This is a genomic window from Synechocystis sp. FACHB-383 (assembly GCF_014698605.1).
GTDB classification, from domain to species: Bacteria; Cyanobacteriota; Cyanobacteriia; order Cyanobacteriales; family Microcystaceae; genus Synechocystis; species Synechocystis salina.
The window spans coordinates 57,425-68,366 of the sequence record NZ_JACJTJ010000058.1; the positions used below are offsets into that span (position 1 = coordinate 57,425).

The following is a 10,942-nucleotide window of genomic DNA, read 5'->3' on the forward strand; positions in this document are numbered from 1 at the left end:
CTATTAACTTTCCGGGGTATCCTCAGCCAAATCCACTAGCACTATGGTGATATTGTCTGAGCCACCGGCATTTTTGGCTTCTTCAATTAATTGGGCGGCCTGCTGATCACAATCCCCTTGACTGGCGAGGATTTTTTCAATCAGATTATCGGGCACTTCCTCCGTTAAGCCATCGCTACACATCAGAAAAGTGTCCCCCGGTTGGGCATCCAGGGCTTCCACCTCGATAAAATTCAAATCCTGCCGCCCCAAACATTGAAACAGCACATGACGCCAGGGATGGGCTTTGGCCTGGGTAGGGTCAATGTCCCCCATTTTTAGGGCCCTGGCCACCCAGGTGTGGTCCTCCGTTACCCGCTCCAATTGCTGATTCCGCAAACGATACAGGCGAGAATCCCCCACATGGGCCCGCCAAGCGCCATCGTCCCTAAAGGCAATTAACACTGCGGTGGTGCCCATATCCCGCCGTTCCAGGTTGATTTTTTGGTCTTCGAGAATACCCTCGTTAGCATCCATCAGGGCATCCCTGAGCAATTGTTCCGAGGTAATCTCCGATCGCCAATAGGTGTCTAAGTAATCCCGCACCCTTTCCACCGCAATGCGACTAGCCTCTTCTCCGCCGGCGTGTCCCCCCATGCCATCGGCCACAATGTAGAATCGTCCCTCCGGATCAAGGTAAAAATTATCCTGATTGTACTGACGAACCAGACCGGGATCCGTTTGCCCCGTGGAACTACTACTAACAACTGATAAATTCACTTCTGTCACAGGCCTTAGAAAATTGGATTAGTTTTGGTTGGCAGAGAGAGAGTGCTTGTCTTTTAAAACATCCGGTCTTGTCTTTCCAGGCGTTTTAATAATCGCCAGAGGGCAAAGGCTGGCACCAATGATATTAATAACACAACCGCCGCCGCTACAAAATAATTATTTACAAACAATAGCGTGGCCGACAACACCAAAGCACAGGTAAATAAAACATAGTTGGTGCCCATTTGCATGGTACCCATTCGTCGCAGGAGGCGATCGGTTTCTGTGGATCTAACCCGGACTCGGATATCTCCCCGGTCTAGGCGATCGAGGCTGTCTTCAATGCGCCTGGGTAACCCCAGGGCACTGTTGCCCACTTGCACCGCCTGGCGACCCAGTTCATCCATGATGTTACTGGCGGGGTTAAAACCATTGGAATTGTTCATAATTTGGAGAGCGAAGGGTTGGGCCACAGCCATGAAATTGAAATCCGGATCTAATCCTTTCCCCACTCCCTCCAGGGTCGAAAAAGCTCGCATCACAAAGGTGAAAGTGGCGGGAAAACGGAAAGGCTGATCGTAGGCAATTTCGTAAAGGTCGTCACTAATTTTAGTAATGGACTGTTCTTCAAAGGGTTTATCCATGAAGTTGTCCAATAAAAATTGCACCGATCGCCGGATGGGCCCCATATCTTCCGTTTCCTTGAGGGCTCCCAGGGCAACTAGAGAATTGACAATGCGCTCGGCATTTTTTTCCGCCACCCCAAACAGGGTATCCATGAGTTTGTTTTTTGTGTCCGGGGTGATTTCCCCCATCATGCCAAAGTCATAGAAAATCAGGGCTCCAGCTTCGGGGCTCACCGCCAAGTTACCAGGGTGGGGATCGGCGTGGAAAAAGCCATGGTTTAACAATTGGAACAGGTAGGCTCGGGCACCCAGTTGGGCTAGCTCTTTTCGTTCTAACCCCGCCGCTTCTAGGGCATCGTAATGGCTAATTTTAATGCCGGGCAAGTATTCCAACGTCAAAATTTGGGTGGAGGTGTAGCGCCAATAGACCCGGGGCACCTTAACCCAATCTTCCCCCCGGAAATTACGCCGAAAGGTGTCAGCACTGCGCCCTTCCCGGAGATAATCCGTCTCCTGCCAGAGAATTTTGCAACATTCGTCATAAATCCCGTTCCAGTCCCGCCCCCGGCCCCATTTGGGATGATTTTGGAAATATTGGGCAATTTTTTTCAGGATGGCCAGGTCAATGGTAAATAGTTTTTTCAGCCCTGGCCGTTGCACTTTCACCACCACATCTTCGCCCGTATGTAACTGGGCCTTATGCACCTGCCCTAAACTAGCCGCCGCCAGGGGCACGGGGTCAAAACTACGGTAGAGAGTGGTGATCGGTTTACCTAATTCCCCTTCGATAATGCTGGCGGCCTGTTCGTAGCTAAAGGCGGGCACTTCGTCTTGTAGTTTGGAAAGTTCCTCTACATATTCCGTCGGAAACAGGTCGGAACGGGTGGAAAATAGCTGGCCCACTTTAATGAAAGTGGGGCCAAGGCTGAGGAGATTTTCCCGAATCCATTTGGCCTGACGCCGCTGCCGTTGCTGGAGTTTTTCTTCCGTGTAGCCCCCGGCATAGCTCCATTTTTTGCCGTTTAACCAAAATTGATACAGCAAAGTCAGCACAAAGCCCCAAATGTCAATGCGCCGCCGGGTGATGGAATAGTTACCCCGATTCCAACGATACCGACCCTCTGCTTCTAGGGGCGATCGCCGTTGAGGAGGTGGGGAATTGGAATAGGATGCTGTGGGCTCAAGCTTAGTGGATAGGGCAGACACACTGATATTAAGAAAGGGCTAAATGGAAGATAGACAAGCGAACAAAAGTCAGACTTCGGAAACTGAGGATTCCTTTTCTTCAGACTCAGGGGAAAAATTAGGGGTTACATAGGTGCGACCACTGGTAGCTTCCCTCCGTTTTATATCTTCGTACATTGCCTGTAAATCATGGTTAAATGACTCGGAGTAGGCTCGACGAATTCTGTGAATTTCTTCAACTATTTCATCCTTAAACATGGCTAATCTCCTAGAAGTTCATAGGGGGTACATAATATTGGTAGCTTGAAGCCAAAATCGCCACTTATTTGCGCCAACTTTTTTTGAATTTGAGCATTGGCAATATGCTTACAATTCCATGTTAGTAGGTAGTCAAGGCGCTGAACTGAAGCAATGGCAATATGAAGAGCATCAACATCAGCATCTGGAGGCAGGCTACTTTGGTTCAAAAACTTTATGGCTAGATCTGTAGCAGATTGCGTGGCAGGTAACAGGGTTATTCCCTTAAGTAATTTCAACCGCTCTGAGGCCGTTTCAGGGTCCCCTTTAGAAACTTTTTCCACCACAAACTCAGAAGCATAAAGGCTAAAATCCGCTCTTTTTAGGCTCCACCATTCCCTGGTCACCCCTACGTTGGCCACCAAAATTAAATTCTGACTGGGCCTCGCAGTCAGGTAGCCAAAAATACTGGTTTCTAGGTAAACAGTTTCAGCCATGAAAGTTTGGTTAACCCTGGCTATCCCGGTAGGTTTTCAACTCAGACTTCAAGCTGGCAATTTCCGCCCGCAGTTTATCTAATGTTTCTTGCAACTCGTCAGCGGTTACGGGGCCATCCACCGTGGCGATCGCCGCCCCTTCCTGGGTGACATCATTGGCCGCCCGGGACTGTACTTCGGTGATGAACTGCCGGAGGTTTTCCCGTTGTTCCGCATCAAACTTGCCCAACTCACTCAGGGCATTGGTGACGCCGTCTTCTACCTTTTCGCTGAGGACTTCGGCAAAGGCACGGCCGAGAAAAAAGGCCTGGAGGACTTGGTTTTGCATGGACTTTTTCTATGGTTGCATTTGTAAAGAATTATAACGTGCCCCACCCTGATTCTCATCCTCCCCCTGGGAATCTAAGTTCCAGTCCGGTTGGGGAGGGAAACCTTGCTCAGACCGGAACATTCCGCCGCCGTCCTGGGGTTCCGTAGGCACTGTAGGATCTGCATCTGTCACTACCCTAGGGGGAGCCGACCGTAGAGCCATGCCAAAGCCCATGCCTGCCGCCAACATAATACCCGCCGTGAACACAAGGGTTTGCCACAGGGGATGGGGAGCAAAAATACGCATACTATGAAGTTAACTATTTGCTAACTGTAAACAAAGGGTCAGCCTAGGCATCGGGGAAGGTGTTTTCAAAATCTTCGATCAAGTCATCTAATTCCGCCAAAGCTTGGGAAACGTCCAGGGAAAGGATGCCTAAGTTAGGTTGCTCCGCCAGGTCTTCGAGGAATTTACGCTTTTGTTTGATGGTCAGGATGCTTTCTTGCAAAGTAGTTTTATCCAGCATGGTGATTAAGGAAATTTAAGGGGTCACCTTTGATTTATAGCCCTTTTCAGCCGGGCTAACAATGGTGATATTCCCCCATCACCAGCGAATGCGGGGATCCACCAGTTGGTAAATTAAGTCCGCCAGGCTACTGAAAAAGACAATTAAAACCGCATAGAGAAAGGTTACTGCCATCACCACCGGGGTGTCACTGCGGTAAATGGATTCAATGAGCAACGCCCCAATGCCGGGTACCCGGAAAACCTGTTCCGTTACCAGGGCTCCGGTAAAAATGGTGGGTACATCCAAGGCAATCAGAGTGATTAGGGGTAAGGACGCGTTTTTCAAGAGGTGATTTTTGAGCATTCCCCAGGTACCCAAACCCTTGGCGTAGGCAGTGCGAATGTAGTTTTGGGGCAATTCTTCCAAGACCGCTGAGCGCACAAACCGGAGAATTACCGCCGACTGATAAAACACTAACACCGCCACCGGCATCAACAACTGGCGAATTTGTTCCCCCAAGCTGGCCATGCTATTCACTGCCAGGGTACTGTCGTAGATGAAGGGGAGCCACCCCAGTTGCACACTAAAAATGAGAATGAATAACAGCCCCGTTAAAAAAGTGGGTAGGGAAAAGCCCATCAAACTAATGCCGCTAATCAGAGGTTCCCACCATCGCCCCCGATAAATTGCCGCTGTCACCCCCAAAGGAATGGCGATCGCCAAACTAATCAGGTAGGCAGTACCCATTAGCCAGAGGGTAGTGGGGAGTCGTTGGCCAATTAAATCCATGACGGGACTACGACTGGTGAAGGAATAGCCCAAATCCCCCTGCAAAAGACTCCAGAGCCATTTTAAATAACGGATCGGTAACGGTTGATCCAGCCCTAAACTGCGGCGCAAATTGTCCCGCACTTCCTGAGAAATGGAAGGATTGGTGGCTAATTCCCCCAGGGGATTACCGGGAGCGAGGGCTAGCAAACTGAAAATTACTAAACTAATGCCCAACAGGGTAATGACGGCGATCGCCAAACGTTTGCAGATGAGGCCAACGGCGGGGGGCAAAGGGGGCATAGGCATGGACCACAAAGGAGAGCGCCAGTTTAATTAAGCACAAAAGGGGGATTTTTTTCCGTCACTGACAGCTTAGACTTTTGTGATAGGCTATGCGGAATAAATCAATCTAAGCTTAATTTTTCAGGGGATTGCCATGCGTGTGGGGCTGTTATTTGGTGGGTGTTCTGGGGAGCATGAAGTCTCGATCAAATCCGCCCAGGCGATCGCCAAAGCATTGGCCAACGGCGATAACCAAACAAAATACCAAGTAACCCCTTTTTACATTCAAAAAAATGGCGTTTGGCTAGGGCCGGAAGCTTCCCAGAATGTACTAAGTCAAGGTCTTCCCCTAGGCGATCAACCCGTTACGCCCCAACAACGATGGCAATTTCCCTCCGCAGCAGCCCAAATGGATGTGTGGTTCCCCATTTTGCATGGCCCCAACGGCGAAGATGGCACTGTGCAGGGACTATTTAGTTTGATGCAAGTGCCCTATGTGGGCAGTGGGGTGCTGGGCTCCTGTGTGGGCATGGATAAATTGGCCATGAAAATGGTTTTTGAACAGGCGGGCTTGCCCCAGGTGAATTACATGGGGGTGGAACGGGGGGAAGTTTGGTCTAATCCCTGTGTTTTTCCCGCCCTATGCGACAAAATCGAAGCCCAGGTGGGCTATCCCTGTTTTGTTAAGCCGGCTAATTTAGGTTCCTCCGTCGGCATTGCCAAAGTCCGTAATCGCACCGAATTGGAAGTGGCCCTGGATAACGCCGCCAGTTACGATCGCCGCATCATTGTGGAAGCAGGTTTAATGGATATCCGGGAAGTGGAATGTGCGGTGTTGGGCAACGAAAATCCCCAGGCCTCAGTGATTGGCGAAATTACCTACGACAGTGACTTTTACGACTATGAAACTAAATACACCCATGGGCGCTCGCAAATGCACATCCCGGCCGATTTACCTCCGGAGGTGGTGAGTAAAATTCAGACCATGGCCATCCAGGCCTTTAAAGCCATTGACGCCGCTGGTTTGGGAAGGTTGGACTTTTTTTATCAACCGGCCACAGGGCACATTGTGATCAACGAAATTAACACCCTGCCCGGTTTTACCGCTTTTAGTATGTATCCCGAACTATGGCGAGCTTCTGGGGTAGAATTTCCTAGCTTAGTGGATCGATTATTGCAGTTGGCATTGGATTACCACGGCCGCTCCAGTCACGCATAGATTGGTTGCCGGTAATCCGTCGGAATCACCGCTTACTATCCGCTAAAAAACGAAACGAAATTTTTCACCTCCAAAGCTTTATTTGTCATCAGTATGGCCCGTTTGTCCCAGGAATTGCAGGATTACTTTTTTAAGGAAGACCGTGGCCCAACGGTGAACCTGGCCCAGGTTTTGGCGATCGCCAAGGAGAAAATTTTTGGCATTGTCTTGGTTATTCTTTCTCTGCCCTCTGCTCTGCCTCTACCAGCCCCCGGTTACTCCACCCCCTTTGGGGTACTAATTTTTCTGGTGGCAATCCAACTTATCGCCGGTCGTCAGCAGTTATGGTTACCCCTGTCCTGGCAAAGCAAAACCATTAAAACCAGCAAAGCCCAAGGCATTGTCAAAGCCGGTGTGCCGTGGTTGAAAAGATTAGAGGCGATCGCCCACCCCCGCTTACCCTTCGTTTGTCAAAGTCGGCTGGGTCGAGTGCTCATGGGCATTACCATTGGCTCCATGGCCATTTCCATGATGATTCCCATTCCGGGCACCAATACCCTACCGGCCATGACTATTTTCATCACTGGTTTTGGTCTGCAGGAGGACGACGGTTTAATCACTGGGGCGGGGATGATCTTTTCCGTTTTGATTGGAGTGCTAATGGTGTCCGTGATTTATGTTTTCTTCAATGGCGGCATCACCATGATCGACATCATCAAAGACTGGCTAAAAATGCAACTGGGGGGAGCGTGAAAAGGTTGGAAAGATAAGGCTAGAAACTTTTTTAATACTCCCCCTACGTCTCCAAACTTGGGGGAAAACTAGAGAAAATGCCTCCAGCATCGCCGAGACTTTAGTAAGTCAATGTAGAAGGCAAACTAAAACTTAGGCCTTTTCTAAGGGAGCCATGGTCAAACCTTCCCGCCGTAGTTGTTGATGGTACAATTCCGCCTGTTCCTGGGGCCCCACCCACACCACAGCTAAACCATCGAAGTGTACTTGATTGGTCAATTCCCAAGCCCGATCGCCAGTCATGCCGGGGATATATTTGATCAAACAATCGGACACATGCTGGAAAGTGTTGAAATCGTCGTTCAGGACAATTACCTTAAAGTTGGGATAGGTTTTGCGGACTGTGCTAGTTAGGCGATCGGGGGTGCTGGTGGCGGCGTTGCTAATCACGACAGTAATCCGGTTGCTGAGACTGATAATCAAATTTTATCCTGACCCCATTGCTCCCTTGCTAGGGGCCTGTTAGTGGGGTTTAAATTTATTTCCTCAATCTCCCCATAATGGGGAATTTTGAGCTAGTTTTCCTCCAAACCTGTGGGGTGAGCAAGTTTTGCAAACCTACTCTAGGATCTTTTCTAGTCTTCCCCACCCGTCCCAGGACATTAATGGCAACGGTATGACAGCTACATCCCCTCGGCCCACTTTGGTGATCGGTTACGGCAACACCCTGCGGGGGGACGATGGCGTGGGGCGTTACCTAGCGGAGGAAATTGCTCAAAAGAATTGGCCCCATTGTCGGGTTATTTCCACCCACCAACTGACGCCGGAATTGGCCGAGGCGATCGCCGCTGTGGAGCAGGTAATTTTCATCGACGCCCAATGGCACCAAGACCAAAGTTCACCATTGGTGCAATGCCAACCGTTGTATTTGCCGCCGCCGGAGCAAATATCTGGGGAATTGGGACACCGGGGCAGTCCGCTGGAGTTGATGGCCCTAGCCAAAATCCTCTACGGCGTTGAGGTGCAGGCTTGGTGGATATTGATTCCGGCCTTTACCTTTGACTATGGGGAAACCTTATCCCCCCTGACCGCCATGGCCCAAGCTGAAGCCTTAGCCAAGATCCGCCCCTTGGTACTGGGGGAAATATAAAGCCAGGGGAAACTCGGAATTGAAGAGTTAGGCTTCTACGGCCACAGCTTTAGCTTTTTTCTCTTTTTCTGGTTTTTCTGGGGTGAGCTTAATGCTCAAAAAGCGCATCACATTGTCGTTAAGACGCATATCCCGCTCAATTAAAGCAATCTGCTGGCCCTCACCGTTGAAGTTAAACAAAACATAGATGCCATCGTTGAAGCGACGGATTTGGTAGGCGAGGCGACGTTTGCCCCAGACTTTGACCGAAACCTCTTCGGCGGCGTTGTTGGTCAAAAATTCTTGGTATTTGGTAACTTCTTGGCTGACCCGTTCTTCGTTGAGGTCGGGACGGAGAATTACCATCAGTTCGTAACTATTCACAAGCACATGACTCCTTATGGACTTTAGGGCTTAAACTCAGGCGTGGAGCAGCGACCACCATAGTCAGCATTGGCCAGTCCCCACCGGGAGAACCGTCACCACCGCTAAACCCATGGCTAGCTGACACCAAAGTTTGAGTAAAAGCAAGGATCTTTTATCATACTCGTTAGGGTGGCCGGGGAGCTAGGGGTCAATGTCACAGTTAAACCCTAACCACTAGCCTATCCGTGGACTCACATCCTGCTCCAGCTTTGACTTTAGACAAAAGTTGAGCATTGGCTGTCCCCCTAATCACTTTCTTTGACACCACTATGGTCCAACGCTACGTTCGTATCCAGGCTGACTCTGGCACCGTCCATTATGGTTTGTTCCAATTGGATCACAGTGTGATTTTGTTAAGTGCGGCACCTTGGTTGGGGGGTCAAGCCCTAGATACGGCTGTCAGTGAAGGGGATTACCACTTATTGGCTCCCTGTGAGCCTTCTAAAATTGTGGCGGTGGGGCGCAATTACCGGGCCCATGCGGCAGAATTGGGTAACGATGTGCCAACGGAACCTCTCTTGTTTTTCAAACCTCCTTCGGCGATCGCCGCTGACCAGGAAGCTATTGTTTACCCTCCCCAATCCCAACGGGTGGACTATGAAGGGGAATTGGCCGTCATTATTGGCAAACAGGTGAAAAACATTAGCGAAGAAGAAGCGGTTAGTGCCATTTGGGGCTACACCATTGCCAACGATATTACGGCCAGGGATTTGCAGCGACAGGATTCCCAATGGACGAGGGCAAAGGGCTTTGATGGTTTTTGTCCCCTGGGGCCCTGGGTGGTGCGCCACATTGATCCGGAGGCCCATCTGGAAACCATCGTTAATGATGAGGAAACTCCCCGGCAAGCCACGGCCATCAGCGATATGGTGTTTGCGCCCCCCGTATTGGTGAGCTACATTTCCCAGGTGATGACCCTGTACCCAGGCGACGTAATTTTGACCGGTACTCCAGAGGGCATTAGTTCTCTCCAGATAGGAGACAAAGTAGAGGTGGAAATTGAGGGCATTGGCAATTTAACCAATACCATCATTGCGCCCCCTTTACCTGCCCCAGAGTTACTGGAAACGGTGGAGTTGGAAGCCGATGGCTAACTATTAACTGCCCGCCGTTCCTGTCCCCTGTTGACCGAAAATTTTTCCCTGTCCATGAGTGAACCCAACCTTAACCCCGCCTACACCCTCGACCAGGCGATCGCCAATTTACAACAAACAGAAGATACCAGTGCCCGATACTATGCGGCCTGGTGGATTGGCCGTTTTCGGGCCGCCCAACCGGAAACCATTGCCGCTTTGTTAGTAGCCCTGGAAGATGAGACTGATCGCTCCCCGGACGGTGGTTATCCCCTGCGACGCAATGCAGCTAAAGCCTTAGGAAAATTAGGCGATCGCCAGGTGGTGCCGTCCTTGATCAAAGCATTGGACTGTGAAGATTACTATGTGCGGGAGTCCGCGGCCCAGGCGTTGGAAGGTTTAGGGGATAACCGGGCCATTGACCCTCTGATGGCCAAATTAACCGGAGGGCTAGAAAAGGCCCAGCTTGTGGAAGGTAAACCCCATTTAGCCCAACCCTACGAGGCCATTATTGAAGCCTTAGGTGCTCTCTGTGCCATTGAATCCATTGATTTAATTAAGCCGTTTTTAGATCATTTTTCCCCGAAAGTTCAATACGCCGCCGCCCGAGCCCTATTCCAGTTAACTGGGGATAACCACTACGGTGATCTTCTCATTACCGCTCTAGGGGGAGCAGAACTACAACTACGGCGTTCCGCCATGATGGATTTAGGCGCCACTGGCTATTTATCCGGTGCCCAGGCGATCGCCAAAGCCTTTGCAGAAAATAGTCTCAAGTTAATTGCCCTGCGAGACCTGTGGGCTGCCCATCAGCAAAAGCAAGAATGCTCTGAGTCCAAGGCGCTCAGTCCAGCCAGCAGAGAAATTCTAAATTTAATGGATAGTTTGCTCTAGGCTCGACTTTGTCCAAATTCTCTAAAACCCAAACGAGAGAGTGAGGTTTCTCGATGCATTACTTTAGACTTTCTCAACATTGCCATCAAACAGCGGCGTTTGAAAAGTCAGAGGCATTACCTTGAGAGACTTTTAGAATAATCGCCAAGGTTTTTTAAATGGACAAAGTCGAGCTTAGATTTTTCGTCACTAGGATTGACTTACGAAATTCTTGTTACGGCGGATTCCGCATCTAGCTGGCACAGTAACAACAATGAGTAAAATAGTTCTGTCTAGTTGTAGCAGAATTCAGCATAACACCAATTTCTGCTAACTTTTCAACAGATT

15 protein-coding genes are annotated in these 10,942 nt (G+C 50.0%); 5 read left to right on the forward strand and 10 right to left on the reverse strand.

Annotation, left to right across the window (positions count from 1 at the left end; translation table 11 throughout):
• Nucleotides 1–3: 3 nt before the first annotated feature.
• The 8 genes from H6G45_RS17940 to H6G45_RS17975 form a co-directional block, all read right to left on the reverse strand.
• Complete coding sequence (locus tag H6G45_RS17940; protein ID WP_190599752.1) at nt 4–768, reverse strand: PP2C family serine/threonine-protein phosphatase; 765 nt, start codon at nt 766–768, stop codon at nt 4–6.
• A gap of 53 nt (nt 769–821) precedes the next feature.
• Nucleotides 822–2,579, reverse strand: a complete 1,758-nt coding sequence (locus H6G45_RS17945) for an AarF/UbiB family protein (RefSeq protein WP_190599753.1) — start codon at nt 2,577–2,579, stop codon at nt 822–824.
• 48 nt (nt 2,580–2,627) lie between these two features.
• Nucleotides 2,628–2,816 carry a hypothetical protein gene (locus tag H6G45_RS17950; RefSeq protein WP_190599754.1) on the reverse strand — a complete coding sequence of 63 codons (189 nt, stop codon included), beginning with the start codon at nt 2,814–2,816 and terminating at the stop codon, nt 2,628–2,630.
• A gap of 2 nt (nt 2,817–2,818) precedes the next feature.
• The gene (locus tag H6G45_RS17955; RefSeq protein ID WP_190599755.1) at nt 2,819–3,292 is read right to left on the reverse strand and encodes a type II toxin-antitoxin system VapC family toxin; all 474 of its coding nucleotides are present in this window, start codon (nt 3,290–3,292) and stop codon (nt 2,819–2,821) included.
• Between the two features lie 10 nt (nt 3,293–3,302).
• On the reverse strand, nt 3,303–3,620 hold the full coding sequence (locus tag H6G45_RS17960) for a DUF6825 family protein (protein WP_190599756.1): 318 nt from the start codon (nt 3,618–3,620) through the stop codon (nt 3,303–3,305).
• A 9-nt stretch (nt 3,621–3,629) separates the two neighbouring features.
• Entirely contained in the window at nt 3,630–3,908 is a 279-nt protein-coding gene (locus tag H6G45_RS17965) for a hypothetical protein (protein WP_190599757.1), read from the reverse strand.
• Nucleotides 3,909–3,951: 43 nt separating this feature from the next.
• A complete protein-coding gene (locus H6G45_RS17970) occupies nt 3,952–4,128 on the reverse strand; it encodes a hypothetical protein (protein WP_190599758.1) in 177 nt (58 codons plus the stop codon).
• 78 nt (nt 4,129–4,206) lie between these two features.
• On the reverse strand, nt 4,207–5,181 hold the full coding sequence (locus H6G45_RS17975; protein WP_228024203.1) for an ABC transporter permease: 975 nt from the start codon (nt 5,179–5,181) through the stop codon (nt 4,207–4,209).
• A gap of 136 nt (nt 5,182–5,317) precedes the next feature.
• Here H6G45_RS17975 and H6G45_RS17980 point away from each other — a divergent pair, with 136 nt between their 5' ends.
• Both H6G45_RS17980 and H6G45_RS17985 read left to right on the forward strand, forming a co-directional pair.
• Complete coding sequence (locus H6G45_RS17980) at nt 5,318–6,382, forward strand: D-alanine--D-alanine ligase family protein (protein WP_190599760.1); 1,065 nt, start codon at nt 5,318–5,320, stop codon at nt 6,380–6,382.
• A 93-nt stretch (nt 6,383–6,475) separates the two neighbouring features.
• On the forward strand, nt 6,476–7,114 hold the full coding sequence (locus H6G45_RS17985) for an exopolysaccharide biosynthesis protein (protein WP_190599761.1): 639 nt from the start codon (nt 6,476–6,478) through the stop codon (nt 7,112–7,114).
• Nucleotides 7,115–7,246: 132 nt separating this feature from the next.
• Here the strand turns inward: H6G45_RS17985 and clpS are convergent, their stop codons facing one another.
• The gene (gene clpS, locus H6G45_RS17990) at nt 7,247–7,543 is read right to left on the reverse strand and encodes an ATP-dependent Clp protease adapter ClpS (RefSeq protein WP_190599762.1); all 297 of its coding nucleotides are present in this window, start codon (nt 7,541–7,543) and stop codon (nt 7,247–7,249) included.
• Nucleotides 7,544–7,769: 226 nt separating this feature from the next.
• Between clpS and H6G45_RS17995 the strand changes: the two genes are divergently transcribed.
• Nucleotides 7,770–8,243 carry a hydrogenase maturation protease gene (locus tag H6G45_RS17995; RefSeq protein ID WP_190599763.1) on the forward strand — a complete coding sequence of 158 codons (474 nt, stop codon included), beginning with the start codon at nt 7,770–7,772 and terminating at the stop codon, nt 8,241–8,243.
• Between the two features lie 27 nt (nt 8,244–8,270).
• Here H6G45_RS17995 and rpsF read toward each other — a convergent pair whose 3' ends face one another.
• Nucleotides 8,271–8,612, reverse strand: coding sequence for a 30S ribosomal protein S6 (gene rpsF, locus H6G45_RS18000; RefSeq protein ID WP_010872311.1), 342 nt, complete (start codon nt 8,610–8,612; stop codon nt 8,271–8,273).
• A gap of 305 nt (nt 8,613–8,917) precedes the next feature.
• Between rpsF and H6G45_RS18005 the strand changes: the two genes are divergently transcribed.
• Both H6G45_RS18005 and H6G45_RS18010 read left to right on the forward strand, forming a co-directional pair.
• Nucleotides 8,918–9,742, forward strand: coding sequence for a fumarylacetoacetate hydrolase family protein (locus tag H6G45_RS18005; RefSeq protein WP_190599764.1), 825 nt, complete (start codon nt 8,918–8,920; stop codon nt 9,740–9,742).
• Nucleotides 9,743–9,796: 54 nt separating this feature from the next.
• Nucleotides 9,797–10,615 carry a HEAT repeat domain-containing protein gene (locus tag H6G45_RS18010; protein WP_190599765.1) on the forward strand — a complete coding sequence of 273 codons (819 nt, stop codon included), beginning with the start codon at nt 9,797–9,799 and terminating at the stop codon, nt 10,613–10,615.
• Nucleotides 10,616–10,942: the final 327 nt, after the last annotated feature.